General features: G+C 43.5%; 18 protein-coding genes. 6 read left to right on the top strand and 12 right to left on the bottom strand.

Going from position 1 to position 16,195, the window contains the following annotated elements:
• Positions 1–3: 3 nt before the first annotated feature.
• Positions 4–972: a DUF294 nucleotidyltransferase-like domain-containing protein gene (locus ACFOGI_RS12640; protein WP_390273137.1), complete on the bottom strand. Its 969-nt coding sequence runs from the start codon at positions 970–972 to the stop codon at positions 4–6.
• A 28-nt stretch (positions 973–1,000) separates the two neighbouring features.
• Entirely contained in the window at positions 1,001–2,269 is a 1,269-nt protein-coding gene (locus tag ACFOGI_RS12635) for an ammonium transporter (protein ID WP_390273134.1), read from the bottom strand.
• A gap of 366 nt (positions 2,270–2,635) precedes the next feature.
• On the opposite strand from ACFOGI_RS12635, the gene ACFOGI_RS12630 reads away from it, so the two are divergent.
• Positions 2,636–3,526, top strand: coding sequence for a fructose bisphosphate aldolase (locus tag ACFOGI_RS12630; RefSeq protein ID WP_390273131.1), 891 nt, complete (start codon positions 2,636–2,638; stop codon positions 3,524–3,526).
• A gap of 145 nt (positions 3,527–3,671) precedes the next feature.
• On the opposite strand, the gene ACFOGI_RS12625 is transcribed toward ACFOGI_RS12630, so the two are convergent.
• Both ACFOGI_RS12625 and rlmH read right to left on the bottom strand, forming a co-directional pair.
• Complete coding sequence (locus tag ACFOGI_RS12625; RefSeq protein WP_390273129.1) at positions 3,672–4,817, bottom strand: alpha-hydroxy-acid oxidizing protein; 1,146 nt, start codon at positions 4,815–4,817, stop codon at positions 3,672–3,674.
• Positions 4,818–4,852: 35 nt separating this feature from the next.
• On the bottom strand, positions 4,853–5,332 hold the full coding sequence (rlmH, locus tag ACFOGI_RS12620; protein WP_390273126.1) for a 23S rRNA (pseudouridine(1915)-N(3))-methyltransferase RlmH: 480 nt from the start codon (positions 5,330–5,332) through the stop codon (positions 4,853–4,855).
• Positions 5,333–5,488: 156 nt separating this feature from the next.
• Between rlmH and ACFOGI_RS12615 the strand changes: the two genes are divergently transcribed.
• On the top strand, positions 5,489–5,644 hold the full coding sequence (locus ACFOGI_RS12615; protein WP_390273123.1) for an aspartyl-phosphate phosphatase Spo0E family protein: 156 nt from the start codon (positions 5,489–5,491) through the stop codon (positions 5,642–5,644).
• A gap of 80 nt (positions 5,645–5,724) precedes the next feature.
• Here the strand turns inward: ACFOGI_RS12615 and dacB are convergent, their stop codons facing one another.
• The gene (gene dacB, locus ACFOGI_RS12610; protein WP_390273119.1) at positions 5,725–7,242 is read right to left on the bottom strand and encodes a D-alanyl-D-alanine carboxypeptidase/D-alanyl-D-alanine endopeptidase; all 1,518 of its coding nucleotides are present in this window, start codon (positions 7,240–7,242) and stop codon (positions 5,725–5,727) included.
• 196 nt (positions 7,243–7,438) lie between these two features.
• Here dacB and ACFOGI_RS12605 point away from each other — a divergent pair, with 196 nt between their 5' ends.
• Entirely contained in the window at positions 7,439–7,798 is a 360-nt protein-coding gene (locus ACFOGI_RS12605) for a Lin0512 family protein (protein ID WP_390273116.1), read from the top strand.
• Positions 7,799–7,943: 145 nt separating this feature from the next.
• Here ACFOGI_RS12605 and ACFOGI_RS12600 read toward each other — a convergent pair whose 3' ends face one another.
• Positions 7,944–9,110 carry a TraB/GumN family protein gene (locus ACFOGI_RS12600; RefSeq protein WP_390273113.1) on the bottom strand — a complete coding sequence of 389 codons (1,167 nt, stop codon included), beginning with the start codon at positions 9,108–9,110 and terminating at the stop codon, positions 7,944–7,946.
• A gap of 118 nt (positions 9,111–9,228) precedes the next feature.
• The gene (locus ACFOGI_RS12595) at positions 9,229–9,849 is read right to left on the bottom strand and encodes an HD-GYP domain-containing protein (RefSeq protein WP_390273110.1); all 621 of its coding nucleotides are present in this window, start codon (positions 9,847–9,849) and stop codon (positions 9,229–9,231) included.
• A gap of 163 nt (positions 9,850–10,012) precedes the next feature.
• Here ACFOGI_RS12595 and ACFOGI_RS12590 point away from each other — a divergent pair, with 163 nt between their 5' ends.
• Together ACFOGI_RS12590 and ACFOGI_RS12585 are read left to right on the top strand one after the other, a co-directional pair.
• Positions 10,013–10,816, top strand: coding sequence for a DUF2935 domain-containing protein (locus ACFOGI_RS12590; protein WP_390273106.1), 804 nt, complete (start codon positions 10,013–10,015; stop codon positions 10,814–10,816).
• A gap of 90 nt (positions 10,817–10,906) precedes the next feature.
• Complete coding sequence (locus ACFOGI_RS12585; RefSeq protein WP_390273103.1) at positions 10,907–11,461, top strand: GNAT family N-acetyltransferase; 555 nt, start codon at positions 10,907–10,909, stop codon at positions 11,459–11,461.
• A 6-nt stretch (positions 11,462–11,467) separates the two neighbouring features.
• On the opposite strand, the gene ACFOGI_RS12580 is transcribed toward ACFOGI_RS12585, so the two are convergent.
• Together ACFOGI_RS12580 and ACFOGI_RS12575 are read right to left on the bottom strand one after the other, a co-directional pair.
• On the bottom strand, positions 11,468–11,806 hold the full coding sequence (locus ACFOGI_RS12580) for a YqzG/YhdC family protein (RefSeq protein ID WP_390273100.1): 339 nt from the start codon (positions 11,804–11,806) through the stop codon (positions 11,468–11,470).
• A gap of 140 nt (positions 11,807–11,946) precedes the next feature.
• Positions 11,947–12,375 (bottom strand): 4a-hydroxytetrahydrobiopterin dehydratase, encoded by a 429-nt coding sequence (locus ACFOGI_RS12575; protein WP_390273097.1) that lies wholly within the window; start codon positions 12,373–12,375, stop codon positions 11,947–11,949.
• 138 nt (positions 12,376–12,513) lie between these two features.
• On the opposite strand from ACFOGI_RS12575, the gene ACFOGI_RS12570 reads away from it, so the two are divergent.
• The gene (locus tag ACFOGI_RS12570) at positions 12,514–12,897 is read left to right on the top strand and encodes a DoxX family protein (RefSeq protein WP_390273094.1); all 384 of its coding nucleotides are present in this window, start codon (positions 12,514–12,516) and stop codon (positions 12,895–12,897) included.
• Between the two features lie 268 nt (positions 12,898–13,165).
• On the opposite strand, the gene ACFOGI_RS12565 is transcribed toward ACFOGI_RS12570, so the two are convergent.
• The 3 genes from ACFOGI_RS12565 to ACFOGI_RS12555 form a co-directional block, all read right to left on the bottom strand.
• Entirely contained in the window at positions 13,166–14,383 is a 1,218-nt protein-coding gene (locus ACFOGI_RS12565; protein WP_390273090.1) for a S1C family serine protease, read from the bottom strand.
• A 97-nt stretch (positions 14,384–14,480) separates the two neighbouring features.
• Positions 14,481–15,266 carry an MBL fold metallo-hydrolase gene (locus ACFOGI_RS12560; RefSeq protein WP_390273087.1) on the bottom strand — a complete coding sequence of 262 codons (786 nt, stop codon included), beginning with the start codon at positions 15,264–15,266 and terminating at the stop codon, positions 14,481–14,483.
• Positions 15,263–16,195: a two-component system regulatory protein YycI gene (locus ACFOGI_RS12555; protein ID WP_390273084.1), complete on the bottom strand. Its 933-nt coding sequence runs from the start codon at positions 16,193–16,195 to the stop codon at positions 15,263–15,265. The genes ACFOGI_RS12560 and ACFOGI_RS12555 overlap by 4 nt, the downstream gene beginning before the upstream one ends.

The raw sequence follows: 16,195 nt of genomic DNA, 5'->3' as shown, positions 1-16,195 counted from the left end.
CCATCATCTTGCAGAACACTCACCTTCTATGATTTCCTTCGTATTCGAAAAAAGCTCATATCCTTTTTTCATCAAAGTCTTCAGCTCTTTCCTATCCTCTTTCGTCAACCTATCAACCGATATAAGATGAACTTGCTCATAGCTTGTAATCTCCTGTTGGAAACGGAGTCTAAATTGAAGCAATCGAACAAAATAGACTTCATAGCTGCCAATGGCCGGATATTCCTCCTTGATTCCATTGAACCTTGATAGGGTAGAGGACTGGGGCACTCCTTGCTTAACGGCCAGTATGCGTAAGGCGTTGACATACGGAAAGATGGCTGTTTGCTTCAATTGGACCTTGCCGGATTGTTTACCAAATGAATCGGATAATAACTGGCCGAAAAAGCCTATCCCTTTTTTAATGAAGTCCACATTTTCTGCGAGGCGCAGGGACAGACGAGGGTAGCTGTTGATGATGGTTGATGCTTGTTTTTTAATTTTCATCACCAATTGCTGTTCACCTATTAATACTCTGGCATCCATAAATGTGGAAAAATGCCGCAATGATGTCCAACTCGCTTCTTTCAGCCAATCGGTTATTTGTTGTTCCCAGTCAATTACAGACTGGCACCACAACGGATTCGATGCCATCACACCTCCGTCACATAGCTGATAACCTGCTACTTCCAGACCGACCGCTATTTCACTTCCTAACCTTTGGAAATAACCCGCGTGTTCCACTTTGCCGTCAAAAACAATGCCATGGTCCTGATCACTCCAGATGGACTGCTCCATACGGCCGGCACTGCCCATTAAAAAGAAGGCAAAGGGAACTGGGGGATTTCCCTGCTCCCTTTGCACTTTTTCCATGGCTTGTAATACTGTGTACTTTATTAAGTCATCATGGAATTTATTAAGTTTAAAATGGCACGTGGACACTTCCCCTATATGCTTTTGTCGCCAGTCCCTGACCTCTCGGTAGTTTTCCAAGACAGCCCTCCTCTGTCCAACCCTGCCATTATGCACCTTTCCGATCATCCGGATGAGGGATATTTTCCGGGTATCCGTACCCTCCATGTTCGCTTAAATCAAGGCCCACAATCTCTTCTTCCTCTGTTACACGAATTCCCCCCATAACTCTATCCATCACTTTTAGCAAAATGAACGCAACAACGAATGCATACAGGCCACTGGTGATTACCCCAATGGTTTGCACACCTAACTGAGTGAAGCCACCACCGTAGAACAGACCCGGCTGCCCCCAGCCGATCCCTGCGGAAAAGGCAGGTACGGCGAACAATCCATTGGCGAGTGTACCCCATATGCCGACTGTTCCATGAACAGATAATGCAAAAATCGGGTCATCAATTCTGGCTTGATCAAACCACCTCATACTGAAGACGACAATCACTCCACCAATCAGCCCAATAATCACTGCCGCCCACGGTTCCACGAACCCTGCCGGGGCTGTAATGGCCACTAACCCCGCCAATGCTCCATTCAATGTCGTTGGAACATCTGCTTTACCAGTTAAAGCCCATGAAACAAACATTGCCGCCACTGCACCAGCACCTGCAGCTACTTGCGTATTCAGGAGAACGAATCCAAAAAAAGCATCAGCTACTTCAAACGTACTCGCCCCATTGAACCCAAACCAACCGACCCATAGAAGTAATACACCTAGAGCTGTAAATACCTGGTTATGACCTGCAAGATTATTGGAAGAACCATCTTTATTATATTTGCCGATACGAGGCTTCAATACAAGGGTGGCAGCGAGAGCAGCCATTGCACCCGTCAAATGGACGACGGTCGAACCGGCAAAGTCCTGCTTTCCGTGATCAGCTAACCAGCCGCCGCCCCAGATCCAATGTGCGACAACAGGATAGATGAGCACGGAGAATAGTACAGCAAAAATAACGTATGCCGATAATTTCGCACGTTCTGCAAAGCCTCCAAACGCAATCGTCATAGCAACCAAAGCGAACATCATCTGAAACATGAAGTCTACAGCCGGCGCTAATCCTTCCCCACTGAAAGAGGCATCTCCATAAAAGAAATCCGATAAGCCAATAAACCAATTGCCTTCTCCATAAATAAACCCCCAGCCGACTGCCCAGAAAACCAGTGATCCAATTCCTGCGGTAAATATCGTTTTGCCAGCAATGTGCCCCGCATTCTTCATTCTTGTGGACCCTGCTTCCAGTAGGATAAACCCTCCCAGCATTAGAAACACCAAAAATGTACCAATGATTACCCATAAGTTATCCATTAGGACTGACTCCATTTCAACAACTCCCTATCACGTTAGTTTTCCTAACATCATTTGTTAATTAACAATTTACTACGTTCTAAATCTTCCACCAACTATCTTGTTAGAAAATCTGACAGGGTTTTTTAACTTTCTACTCTTCACATCTTTATCGCTAATTTATATTGGAGTATGAGGATATAAAAATCTGAAAAGATTGAAATGTTGGTCATCTGTAGATAGAATAGATAGGGGAATAGGGCATGTCATGGAAAGTTGCAGTAGAAGCATTATCTTTCCGTGCAAGGCTCCTTACAACACGTACAGGCTCTTGTTACGAAGAACCTGTGATCGGGAAGGATATAATAGGGACATCCTAATACCAACGAAGGAGTGAAAAACATGAACACCAATCATTTTGAAACCATTAAAAACGGAAAAGGATTTATCGCTGCACTCGACCAAAGCGGTGGAAGTACTCCGAAGGCGCTAGCCGCCTACGGAATCCCAGAAGATTCCTATAGCGGTGAAAAGGAAATGTTCGACCTAGTCCATGAGATGAGAACACGAATCATTACGTCGCCAGCCTTCAGTTCCGACCACATACTCGGCGCCATTCTCTTCGAACAGACGATGGACCGTGAAATCGAAGGCCAGTACACAGCAGATTACCTGGCTGACAAAGGCATTGTGCCATTTTTAAAGGTCGATAAGGGACTTGCTGGGCAGGAAAACGGTGTCCAAGTTATGAAACCGATCAATGACTTGGATGAAACATTGCGTCGTGCCAATGAGCGGAATATCTTCGGTACCAAAATGCGTTCGGTCATTCATGAACCTAATCAGGAAGGGATTAAAACTGTCGTGGACCAGCAGTTTGATATCGCGAAAACCATCCTTTCGGCCGATTTGGTTCCAATCATTGAACCTGAAGTGGACATTCATAGTGAAAATAAGGAAGAATCCGAGGAAATGCTGAAAGAGGAAATCCTGCAGCACTTGAATAAGCTTTCCGAAGAGGATAACGTCATGCTGAAACTGACCATCCCAACGAAGGCTGACTTATATAAAGAGTTGATTGACCACCCTCGTGTCGTCCGAGTTGTAGCTTTATCTGGTGGCTACTCGCGTGATGAGGCCAATGAGAAATTGAAAGAGAACCATGGTCTGATCGCCAGCTTCTCCCGTGCCCTTGCTGATGATTTGAATGCCGATCAATCCGATGAAGAGTTCAACAAGAAGCTGCAGCAGGCAGTCGATACAATTTATGATGCTTCCGTGAATAAAAAATAAAGTACTTTGAAAAAGCCTGTTCCCCTCCTTATTGTTGCAAGAGTGGGGACAGGCTTTTATCCTGCCTACCCTTAGTTTCATTAACTAGAAAAAGCCCCTGCCGCCGCTTCTAGGAAGGGCAGGGGCAAATCTATGGATACTTGTTTTACATATTTACAATTTTCATTTGACGCAGTTCTTCTATATTCTTTACACCTGATAACATCATGGAAGTTTGAAAATCCTGAAGGAAATTAGCTAAAAACCGTTCTACTCCTTTTTCTCCACCTGCAGCCAAGCTATAGACGTAGGGGCGGCCTAGCAAAACAGCATCAGCACCAAAGGCCAGAACCTTTAACGCATCAATACCTCTACGGACCCCACTATCAAATAATATGGGAATCTGACCATCTACAACTTTCACAATTTCAGGAAGTGCATCGATGCTGGAAATGACACCGTCTAATTGTCTCCCACCATGGTTTGAAACAATTATTCCATCAACCCCATACCTAATAGCTCGAAGTGCATCTTCTGGGTGCAGAATTCCTTTTAAAAGGATTGGCAAAGACGTTCTCCTTTTCAACTCTTTCACATGCTCCCAATCTAGAGCTGGATAGTTTATATTATCTACAATACTCTCCACAATCGTGCGTGAATGAATCTCTTCTAACTTTGAAAGAAATACAGGATCCGATTCAAAGTTTCCTTGGCCATAACCTTGTGCTAATGGTGAAAAGCGATGGTACAAGTCTTTCTCTCTATAACCTAATGTAATGGTATCTATTGTTAATACGATTGCTTCATATCCTGCGTCTTCCGCTCGTTTCACCATGTTAAAGGAAATTTCCTCGTCTTTGGCCCAATACAATTGAAACCATTTAGAACTGCCACTTGCAGCCTGAGCTATATTCTCAATGGAATAGCTTGAAACAGTACTTTGTATGAACGGAACGTTAGAATTAGCCGCTGCCCGAGCAACAGCCAGATCACCCTGTTCATCTGCCAACTTTAACACACCAATTGGTGCGAGTAAGAATGGATTAGGGTATATACGGCCCAACATGGTTATGCTTGTATCCAAGTTAGATACATCATTCAATAGTCTTGGGATAATGGAATATTTCTTGAACGCATCCGTATTTTTCCTTGCTGTGTCCTCACCACCGGCTCCTGAAGCGATATAACTAAAAGCAGGTGCAGGCATGGCTTGCTTGGCTGCACTTTCCATATCTTCGACACTGATTGGAAAATTGCCCTCGGCATCAATAGATTGAACAGCATGATCATTACTTTTAAAAGAAGAAGACATCCTTTAATCATTCCTTTAGTATGTATTATTTGCCTCTATTTATGGTACGGTTCACCCCGGTTAATCCGAAATCCACGATATATCTGTTCCAACAAAACCAGACGCATCAATTGGTGGGGGAAGGTCATCTTAGAAAAGGACAATGCCAGGTCACTACGCTGCTGCACATCCTTACTGATACCAAGGGAACCGCCAATGATAAAGGTGAGCTTGCTTTTCCCGTAAGTAGCCAGCTCATCCATTTTAGCTGCAAGCTGCTCCGACGTGTACATCTTACCCTCAATTTCCAGTGTGACGACATAAGCATCAGGATGGACGGCTTTAAGAATTCGTTCTCCTTCCTTTCTCTTCACTTCCAGCATCTCCGCTTCACTCATCGTCTCTGGTGCTTTTTCATCAGCTACCTCTACAATCTCCATATTCGCATACGCCTGCAGCCGCTTCACATATTCCTGTATGCCCTGTTTCAAATACTTTTCTTTCAATTTCCCGACAGCGATGATTGATATTTTCATCCTATAACGTCCTTTACCTGTTTTTATCTAAGTTTACCTTATCCAATTTTGCATTCCAACCCGCAGTTATTCTTTGAAAATTAATTTTTCTAGCGTTTGAACGTTTAGCCGGACTCATGTTTGGGTAATCCCTAAGGTAGTGAAGGAGTGAGGAAATTGGCACATCGGGAGTATTTAGAAGAAAAGATCGAGTACCTCCGCACGGTTATGTATGAGGCTTCTCAAAATGAACGGTATGATAAATTGGTTAAGATTTCCCAGGAGTTGGATGATCTCCTTAATAAGCTCAGTAATCCTAGGAGTGAGGATTGAAGCAAAAATAAACGAGAGACTGTCCTCTCTGTAAAAGGACAGCCTCTTTTGACATAATACCAAGGAAGGCCTGATGACCATTACTCCTCCAATTCATGATCAGCCAGTGTATTTGCAATAGCATCTTCAATCTCTGAAGCCTTTGAGCCAAGGTAATTGTTAATCAGGACGGAAAAGACCAGTTTTTCTCCATCCTTTGTAGTGACATAGCCGGAGAGAGCCGAAACGGAAGTCAACGAACCAGTCTTGGCTTTCACCTTTCCTTCTGCCGGCTCATCCCTCATACGATATCTCAACGTTCCACCTTCGAACCGATCAGAATCTCCAGCAACCGGCAATGTAAACTGAAATGCCTCAAACCATTCCTTGCCCTGTATTGCGTACAACAGTTGTGTCAGTTCATTCGCTGGTATGTAGTTTTTATGGGACATACCAGATCCATCACGCAGCAGAATGGCTTCTTCATCCACTCCCAGACCGGTTACAACCTTCTCGATCACCTCTATTCCCTTATCCCAGCTTCCTTCTTCATGGACGACCCTTCCCATTTCTTTCGTCAGGGTCTCGCCGTGACCATTATTGCTTAACTTCATAAAGCGGAGAAAGAGATCCTCCAGAGGTATGGACTCCTTATTGGCAAGTCTGCTGGCACTCTTCGGCGTTTTTCCATACCGTATATCGGTCTGACCAATAAAATCTATCCCTTGTTCTTCTAAAGACTTCTTAAATACATCCACTGCATATCCAGTCGGCTCCCAAACAGATCTCCATACTTTGGAATCCGACCCATCCAGCGGCATTTCCCCTTCAATGATCAAATTATTGGTCCCATGCTCCCTTTCTATGGATATGTTTTTTTCTGCTCCTTTGTTGACCATCTCTGTATTATTCACCACAGTAATATAATCAGTCTCTGGGGTGATTTGGACATTGGCCTCTTCCCCTATTTTGTCGGAGGGCTTCACTTCAACAATTACCGTACCTGCGTCATAATCCTTATCTGGAGACAAGGTCAACGCAGAAACCTGGGCCCCTGTATAATATGACTCATCCGACCAATTTAAATCAAGGGATAGGCGGACATCATCATACCAGGTGTCATCCCCTACAAGATCTCCTTTTATTTTTTTGATTCCATGGTTCTTCAGTTCCTTCGCTAAGATGTCCAAGTCTTCCTTCCGCAGGGTTGGGTCTCCTTTACCTTTTAAATAGATATCCCCGTGAAGGACCTGGCCATTTATCTTCCCATCAGTCCAGACCTCTGTCATGAACTGATAATCCTCTCCTAGCACCTCCATGGCTGCTGCCCCTGATAGAAGCTTCATATTTGACGCAGGATGCAGGTGGGTATCGCCATTACGGGAGAACAGCAAATCTCCTGTATCAGCATCCCGGACACTTACGCCCGTGACCGAACCATCCAATTGTTCATCATCGAGAATAGCTGCAAGTTTTTCTTCTAGTGTCCCATTACCTTCGAGCGCCTCTGTATTTTCTTCGGATGCGTTTACAAATAGTTGCTTCTCCTGCACCACCCATGGAAGAGAGAGAATAAGAATGGCAACAAAGGAAAAGATAACTGCTCTCTTAAATGTCAATCAGCTCACACCCTTTAATTTTTTGAATAGTTCCATTATACATTCTATTTTAATAAATTTGGGCGGACAAGCCAAAAACACAACCAAATACCTATGGGAACTTTCCAGTCTTCACGCTCTGATTGTTGTTTTGAGGTCCTGAACATGGGGAAAAGTTCTATAAGACATCGGATACTCATATAAAGGAGTGTTTAACATGGAACAGATTTTATTCGTACAAACAGGAACGGGAATAGATGTGCACGGCCAGGATATTACAAAAGCAGCCAGAAGGGCGACTGAAAATGCGATATGGTATAACTCCATGCCGGGAATCGAAAAAAGTCTGCCTGGGGAAAACCTGGATAATATGAAAGTGAATGTAAGGTTAGCTGTACCTCTTGATCGGAAGAATCTGGACGAGAAACAAATAAAAGAAACCATCCCATATGGAGAAGTATCTGTAGATGTAACAGATGGGGGGATGGCTACTTCCAGTGGAATCATTCTCAAGGATAAAGAGGATGATAATGATTTGATGTATATCGTCAATGCAGCAGTAGAAGTCGGTTACTAATTTAAAATCTTTCATCGAAATATCAGACCAAATAAAAGGCTTAGAGATATAGTTCTCTAAGCCTTTATTAATATCTCAGCCCACAATAGTTTCTATGAGAAACCTTCTTACTCCATAGCTAACACTTCTTTTTTATCCTGTTCCTCTAAATATTCTCCAAAAATAACCGGATGACATCGGCTCCACCAATAAACGTGCCTAAGGAACTGCCGATATTTGCAAGCACTACTACCAAAAGCACTCTTGTGACCTTATTGTTCCAGAACCCCTTCAAATGATGTACATCATCCGTTAAATTTTCAAAATCCCCGACATTCGGGCGCTTGATATATGCCTGGACAAAACCGGCAAACCAGCCGGCAGCTATCAAGGGATTCAGGGAAGTTATCGGTGCTGCAAGGAAAGCTGCCAGGATGGTCAATGGATGGCCAAAAGCCACAGCTGCGCCAATGGCAGAGAATGAACCATTCCAAAGGACCCAGCTGATTGATTGCTGAATGCCTGCTGTAGGATTCGCAATAAAGGTATAAGCGATGATCCCTAAAATGAGGATCGGGATGGACCAGGCAATCACTTTGGGTACTTTTGATTTCTTCGGTACTTGGGAAAGCCGGTTCAAATCCTGCTCATGGTGTATTTCCTTCATAATGCCCGGAACATGGGCAGCTCCAAGAATAGCAACCACTTTATCCCCCGGCGCTTCTTTGATCTTTTGGGCCAGAAATTGATCTCTTTCATCAATCAAAGGGGTTTTAAGTCTTGGGAAACGCTCGGAAAAATCCTGGAGCATGGCATTCAGCGTATCCTTGGATTTCATCTCTTCCAGTTCCTCTTCTGAGATGGTTTCCTTGCTGAAGATACTGGCTATCACCTGCGTCAGCAGCATAGCTTTTCCTTTTAATCCGACATTTCCCCAAATCCTTGAAAAAGTTGTTTGGATATTTCTGTCCGCCAGTACCAGGCCAGCGTTGATTTCCCTCGCAGATTCAATGCCCTGGACCATCTCCTGACCTGCATTGATGCCGAACTGTTTGGCCATTCTGTTCTGAAAGGACGAGATGGCAAGATTCATCAGCAGCAATGTTGCCTTCCCTTCCTTGATGACCTTGAAAATATCCATGTCTTTCCACTTATTTCCTTCTGTCACCGACTGATAACGCTGCTCATCCAACTCTACACAGACAGAGTCCGGTTGTTCTGCTTCAATAACTTCCTTTACTTGCTGGGCACTGTTTTTGGAAACGTGGGCTGTTCCTACCAGGATCATTTCTTTTCCATTTATATGTAATCGCGTTATATTTTCTTCAGACATGCGGTACCTTCCTTTTGGTTAAGCTGGTTCTATTTTTATCCATTTGTTCCATTATACATCATAACAGTCAGTAGAAGGAATAAAAGTCCGCTGCAATAGGCAAGAGTCAACCATTCCTTCAAAACAAGTCATTCCCAAGGCTTGTTTCCATTTTTTCGTACCAGTCTTCAGCCAATCCCGCCTCTTTGACTCCCGATATGAACACTTCCACTAGATTGCCGTCAAACTGACTCCATGAGCAGTTCCTTAACTCTTCAAAGGCTTCAGCATATGACATCTTCACCATGTTATATTTCCTGACATCATAGGTCATTACATCAAAGGCATCACAGATACGAATGATCCTTCCCTGCAGAGTTATATCCTCACCAGTCAACCTCCTAGGGTATCCGGTTCCGTCCCAGTTCTCATGATGGTCACGTATGAATTCTGCTGCCCTCGGTTGTCCCAGCTCCTTGCGAACAATAAGATTCCCTATATGGCAGTGGCTTTCCACTACTGTTCTCTCAATGCTATTAAGCTTCCCAGGCTTAAGCAGGATATCCTTCGATAAGGCCATCTTTCCAATGTCATGAAGGAGGGCAGCTGTCCGAAGATCCTCTTCATAACACTCCAGCCTTTTAGAAAGCAACACAGATAGATGCATGACGCGAAGAGAATGATGTTTAAACTCTCTCAACACCTCATTGTCTTGAGAAATCTCTTCAAAAAGAGATGCCGGGGTTCGTTGGTTTTCCATGTCAGGCCCTCCAAAATCACCATAGTAAATGAATATTATCATGCTTGTGATAGAGGTACAACGAAAATTATTTAGAAAAGTTGCCGTACTGGGAATTTATCGATTCTATTTAACTGATTCTTGGAATAAAGTGAACTGATTGCTTTAGGAGGGAGAGAGGCCTTTGAAAAACTTTTTGGAAAGTGCAACGTTCGAGCACCAGTTTTGGCTGCAGGTTCTGGGGGATCATTCCCGTTTCATAAGGGATTCATTATATCCTTCCGAGAAAAATGATATCCAAACTGCCGAGGACTTCGTCTATACATTTGACTTGCAACTGAACAGAGTGAAGGTCTTGGCAGCCGACAATGTGATAGCTTTCACCAAGGAAGTGGACTACACAACAGATCAATTGAAGGAGTTTAAATTATCCCTCATACAAAGGCATTTAACCGGAAATATAGGATTACATCTTTCTCCATCGTTCATGAACCATATGGTAAATGAACTGGAAGAATATCAACTGGTAATCAACTATTTGAAACAAGGGGAAGCTCCTCCTGTTTTCCATGAACTCCACCATCATTTACTTTGGCTGCTTGATGCCTCTGGCCATGCAGGTGCCATCAACGATGAGTTGGATAAGGTGGAAGATAGACTGAAAGATAAAAGCAAGACCTTTACCGACCATTTTGACGCTTTTTATTTAAAAGCTGTGGAAATGACCGGCTTCTTACGTGCGAATGTCCAATCTTTTCCGGCACTCCAAAAATTCAATAATGATGTAGAGGTAGAGCTACAACTATTTCGCAATTTCCTTGGAGAAATAGAAGAAATGGAACTGTCCCATCAGGTGCTAAGTACCTTTTCCGTACTGATGGCCGACCATATGGCTCGAGAGGAATGCTATTATTTGATGAAATTGGCAGAATCAACAGGCACACATCCTCCTGGTTGTAATCCTGCCAAACGTCGTAGAGAGAACTGAAACCGGGGGCTGACTCCCTGGTTTCAACCAACTCTATATCCCCTTATTTATGATAAGATATGTAGTAACTATTCCAAGAGGAGGTAAGGCATGTTTCTATTGGAAGTTGATGAGCAGATTACACTGAAGATCTTACACCTATCGGACGCAGAGGAGCTGTTCCTACTGACAGATCGTTCCAGAGAATACTTGCGAGAATGGCTTCCATGGGTGGATGCTACGAAAACGGTGGATGATTCTCGCGGTTTCATTCAGCATGCACGCAAGCAATACGCAGAGCGAAAGGGACTTGCCTGTGGAATTTTCTATCAAGGGTGTTTAGCTGGTACGGTCGCCTTCAACAGCTTTGACTGGTTGAACAGGATAGGGTATATCGGCTACTGGCTGGCTCCGTACCATCAAGGGAAAGGAATCATGACGCGGGCATGCCAATCATTGATCCACCATGCATTTTACATTTTGGAATTGAATAAAATCGATATCCGCGCAGCATATGAAAACAAAAAAAGCCGTGCCATACCCGAACGTTTAGGCTTTATGAAAGAAGGGCAGATCCGGCAGGCCGAATGGTTATATGACCATTATGTGGACCATGTGGTATATGGTTTGCTTGCAAGGGAATGGAAAGAAAAACATTCTTTATAAAAGTTATTATCTATAGGTCTTTTCAAGGGTAATATCGATTATATCCTCCGTTTCTCTGTCAAAAGTAATAGTTACATAAACACCATATTCCTCTTCGCCTTCATTCAGCCATAGTTTGAATTTTTCCTTGGATGTATCTCCAGTTGATTCTCTGCCAATATGGAGATAATCCACAATCTGGGCATTTGGATAGTTCTTTTTCGTCTCCTGTACAGCTATTCGGCCCCATTTCGCATAGGGGGGAACTTCTTGTTGGATTCCCGCACTCAGCGGCAGTTCGGCAGAATAACCTGGGAGGAGACCAACTAAAAATGAACTGACTATCAGCAGCAGCATATATCTCATAGCCAATGCCTCCTTTTCCTCCTAGTTTCCGTTGCTTTGGCAACTTTTATGCTTTGAAATAACAACCTTCTAAGAAATATGAGAAAAATCCCCCTCCCAAAGGTGGGGGATTTCATCATTTCCCGGGAAATATCGACAACCTACGTTTCCGCGTTCTCGAAAGTCTCCTCAAATGTTTTTGCCATTTCAAAGTCCAAGGCAGTCAGTCCCTTTGCCTGCCAGGAAGACATTCGCAAAGTGACCACTTTATAATCTATAGATATTAAAGGGTGGTGTTTCTTTTCTTCTGCATACGCTGCAATCTGATCAACGAAACGGATGCCTGCGAGATAGTCTTTAAACCGATACTTGCGTTCTATCCATTTTTCATCGGTCCGCTTCCACGACGGCAGATCCTTCAGTTCTCTAGTGATACCTGCTTCACTCAATCTTTCCACTCTACTCCTCCTTTGGATCGATTTGTTTACCATGTTCCCCTTTAACTGCCAGTTAAATCCGAAATCAGTTGGCTCTTCATTCTCCTCGTCAGCTCCGTTATAAGCCAAAAGACCCTTCCACTTCATATCCATGTTAAAACTTCTCCCACAAGGTATACGAATTCCAGTCACTATTTAATATCCAGGAAATCATGGTTGCATAAAGATTGGCAAGGTTGTCTCCCTCACGCATATATATAAAGTATCCACTGAATATAGGAGGTCAGTATCATGCATAAGTCTCTGAATAGGATGGATTGGACTCGTATGGTTGTCGGGTATGTCTTTATCGCCTCCGCGGTTCCCAAGCTGGTGGTTCATGACTTCAAAGGAATCTTCCTCAGTTTGGGATTGCCCTTCCCAGAAACGATTTTATATCTAGTAGCCATCACGGAACTCATCTGCGGGATGCTCTTAATTGGGGGAATGTATATCAAACAGGCAATTGCACCGCTAATACTGATTATGCTTGGAGCTCTTTATCTTACCAAGATTCCCTTATTCTTAAACCAAGGATTTGTGGCATTTATTTTTGAATCCAGATTGGACATCTTCCTGCTTGTACTACTTCTTCTGTTATGGCAGCAAAATAGGGATAAGTCTGTGGATGAATAGCATAAGCTTGTGAAATGTCCGTGGATAATCGTCAAATTCCACGAAAAATCGCATAGTTATCCACAATTTTATTAACATATGCACAAGTGTTCGCAGTTATTTTGTATAGACATTATGTTCTGTACTATATATTGATTTAGAGCTTCTGACTTATTCACATTATGTGTATAACTTATGAAAATCTGTGGATTATTATTATTTATACAAAAAAAAGACTATCTCTCCACATGGGGATAGTCTTTTTTCTTACATATTCACCTGTTGATAACTATTGAGAACCCAATTCAATCGTTGTCTCGTTTTGTTCACCGTTCCGATAGTACGTAATAGTGACTTCCTCCCCAATTTCTTTTTCTTGGTAGAGTATTTTCCTTAGGTCAATCATATTATTTACCGCACTTCCGTCCAGTTCTGTGATGACATCCAAGCGTTCCAAACCTGCCTGATCAGCAGGCGAACCATTTTCCACGCTCCACACATAAACACCGTTCTGGATATCTTCCGGCAGATTCAATGTTTCTCTCCACTCAGCTTGTGGTATCTCATCCAGTGAATAGATCTCCACTCCGATATACGGCCTCACTACTTCTCCATTCGCTTCCAGTTCTTCTACGATAGGCATGGCAGTATCCACAGGAATAGCAAATCCTATCCCTTCTACAGCAGCTTCATTTACTTTCATGGAATTAATACCGATCAGCTGACCCGAAAGATTGAGAAGAGCTCCTCCGCTATTTCCAGGGTTAATAGCTGCATCAGTCTGAATGACTTCGGCCTGCCAGTCTGCACGTCCGTCCATGTTAAAATCTTGCGGAACTGTCCGTTGTGTCCCGCTGATCACTCCTTGGGTGACTGATCCAGAAAACATCATCCCAAGAGGGTTACCTATTGCGATGACAGGTTCGCCACGTTTCACATGATCCGAAGAGCCTATTTCAACAGCTTTCTCCGCTGCCGAGCCATCCATCTTTAATACTGCCAAGTCGGAAAACAGATCACCGCCCACTATTTCTGCATCAATATGTGTCTCATCGGATAGGACAACCTCTACATTGTCTGCACCTTCTACAACATGCTGATTGGTCACAACATAAGCTGTCCCGTCTTCAATTTTATAGATGACACCTGATCCGGTTCCAGCCTGGCTTTCCTCCTGTTGCTGCCAAAAATCGGCATTCTTCTGCAAATTGATGACACCAACGACTGCCGGGGTCACTTCTTCCACTACATCGGTGATTTGCGTGTTGATATCAACTGTGACAGTAGTCTGAACCGTCCCGCCGCCATCCTCTGTCTCGATGGTCGCTTCATCGGCATTTCCATTCTCCTCGGTCTCTGAAGCGGAACGGTTGGTTTCAAGCATATTAGGGACAGCAATGAAGGCTAGAAATGCAAGAACGACGAGTCCTCCAACTACCGGCAGGATCCATCCGCTTCTTTTTTTCCTGTTCCGATTGGGTGGATGATGTTGTGTATAATATCCCATATCTCTATCCCCTTATAAAAGTTTAGTTGGTATAGTATTTCCTTTCCTTTGCTCAAAATAAACTGGAAATATCCACAAGGAATAGAGAACACACGGGTCAAACCACTTCGTAGAGAGGGGTAGGCGACTTTGGATCGGTATCCTTCAGTTCCAACTGTATGCCACGCTCTTTTAATACACTATCCACCGACATGCGTGCAAGGTCTTTCATGTTATTGTCTTGGCTCAAATGTGCCAAATAAATCCTTTTGGTTCTATTGCTGATAATATCCGTCAGTGCAAGCCCACAATCTTCATTCGAGACATGGCCAGAATCGCCTAAAATACGACGTTTTACATTCCAAGGATACCTTCCCATACGAAGCATTTCTACATCATGGTTGGCTTCGAATATATAAGCATCTGCATCCTCCACCGTTTTCTTTATCCGTTCCGAGACATAGCCCAGATCTGTTACCAATGCGACCTTTTTCCCATCATGCCGGAAAGTGTAGAACATTGGCTCTGCTGCGTCATGGGATACACCGAAAGATTCTACTTCCATGTCACTGAACGTCTTCACCTGCTCCATACCAAAATGGAATTTTTGATCGATAGAGAGCTTGCCAATGGAATTTTCCATTGCCTTCCACGTATTCTCATTTGCGTATATGGGAAGGTTATACTTCCTAGCTAAAATTCCAAGCCCTTTGATATGATCACTATGCTCATGAGTCACCAAGATCCCTGATAGTTCGGATGGATCTACTTGTACTTCCGTGAAAAGCCGGTCCATCTGCTTTCCGCTGAGTCCCGCGTCCACCAATATTTTTTCTTTTTCTGATTCGATATAGAAGGCATTTCCAGTACTCCCGGAAGCCAACACACTAAATCGTAACGTCATTCTGTCTCACTCCGATTTTCCTCTTGTAGCTTTCCATTAAGCAAGTTCAACAGGGGTTCCTTCATTTCGTTATCTTCGTTCAACGTGTTGATGTTAACTAGACTATTTTGTATGAATTCCTGATAAAACTCATCATTAACCGTCGATTGTATACCTTCCAAAGCATTGACCAGGAATTTCCGCTCCCCCGATTCATTTGTAACCGTGATATTATATGTCGGAGCAAAAACCTGCACACCATCCTCCAAAGGAACCCTGGTCAAATAGCCGATGCTCATATCGGAAACTTCATCTTCCGGATACAAAGCTCCACGATTGTACAAAATCTCCACTGCCCGTCTCGGTTGGATCATTGTCTGGTTATTTTCTTGAATCTCTGCCTCTCCAAGCATTGTTTGGGTGTAGAATGTCATCTCATCCTGATCATTCAAATAGACGATAAGCAATGCTGACTGATTATAATAGATGGGTCGGTCATTTTTCTTTTGAAAGAAAATAAGCGCGTTCAGTTCTTCATCCCATTCCCAGAAGGTATATTCTCCCGGATTGAAGACATACGGACGAACCATCTCCTCTATATCTTCTTTCTCAACATTTGCCGGTAGGGGAATCGGCTCTTCAAACCGGCCGGCAATGAGGTTGTCGGACACCATTTCTGCCTGTACACCCTCTTTAGCCCCTAGTAAACCAACTTCCTCTTCCGTGAAATTTTTTGGGTGTACCGAAATATAAGGTTCCTCCGTCGTTTCAATCTCAATGTCTCCAATGGTAATGTTCTCTGCTTCCAGTTGACTCTCAATGGAAGAATTCTGTTCCTCCAAAACACTTATATCAGCCTGTTTCTGCTTCTCCATGAATTGCCAGAGCAAGAATACATCAAGAACAAGGAAACAGAGGATGAAAACGGTCTTTATATTGCCCCACTGCAT

The organism is Virgibacillus xinjiangensis, assembly GCF_042643145.1.
GTDB lineage: Bacteria > Bacillota > Bacilli > Bacillales > Amphibacillaceae > Virgibacillus_O > Virgibacillus_O xinjiangensis.
Note: the sequence above shows the minus strand (reverse complement) of the source record. Positions and strands in the feature narration are given on the sequence as shown.

Coding starts and splice junctions, on each gene's coding strand:
- ACFOGI_RS12585 (WP_390273103.1), top strand. CDS start 10,907: ATGTTTCTATTGGAAGTTGATGAGCAGATTACACTGAAGATCTTACAC.
- ACFOGI_RS12595 (WP_390273110.1), bottom strand. CDS start 9,849: ATGGAAAACCAACGAACCCCGGCATCTCTTTTTGAAGAGATTTCTCAA.
- ACFOGI_RS12625 (WP_390273129.1), bottom strand. CDS start 4,817: ATGTCTTCTTCTTTTAAAAGTAATGATCATGCTGTTCAATCTATTGAT.
- ACFOGI_RS12560 (WP_390273087.1), bottom strand. CDS start 15,266: ATGACGTTACGATTTAGTGTGTTGGCTTCCGGGAGTACTGGAAATGCC.
- ACFOGI_RS12635 (WP_390273134.1), bottom strand. CDS start 2,269: ATGGAGTCAGTCCTAATGGATAACTTATGGGTAATCATTGGTACATTT.
- ACFOGI_RS12575 (WP_390273097.1), bottom strand. CDS start 12,375: ATGGATATGAAGTGGAAGGGTCTTTTGGCTTATAACGGAGCTGACGAG.
- ACFOGI_RS12565 (WP_390273090.1), bottom strand. CDS start 14,383: ATGGGATATTATACACAACATCATCCACCCAATCGGAACAGGAAAAAA.
- ACFOGI_RS12605 (WP_390273116.1), top strand. CDS start 7,439: ATGGAACAGATTTTATTCGTACAAACAGGAACGGGAATAGATGTGCAC.
- ACFOGI_RS12600 (WP_390273113.1), bottom strand. CDS start 9,110: ATGTCTGAAGAAAATATAACGCGATTACATATAAATGGAAAAGAAATG.
- ACFOGI_RS12630 (WP_390273131.1), top strand. CDS start 2,636: ATGAACACCAATCATTTTGAAACCATTAAAAACGGAAAAGGATTTATC.
- ACFOGI_RS12555 (WP_390273084.1), bottom strand. CDS start 16,195: ATGCAGTGGGGCAATATAAAGACCGTTTTCATCCTCTGTTTCCTTGTT.
- rlmH (WP_390273126.1), bottom strand. CDS start 5,332: ATGAAAATATCAATCATCGCTGTCGGGAAATTGAAAGAAAAGTATTTG.
- ACFOGI_RS12570 (WP_390273094.1), top strand. CDS start 12,514: ATGCATAAGTCTCTGAATAGGATGGATTGGACTCGTATGGTTGTCGGG.
- ACFOGI_RS12580 (WP_390273100.1), bottom strand. CDS start 11,806: ATGAGATATATGCTGCTGCTGATAGTCAGTTCATTTTTAGTTGGTCTC.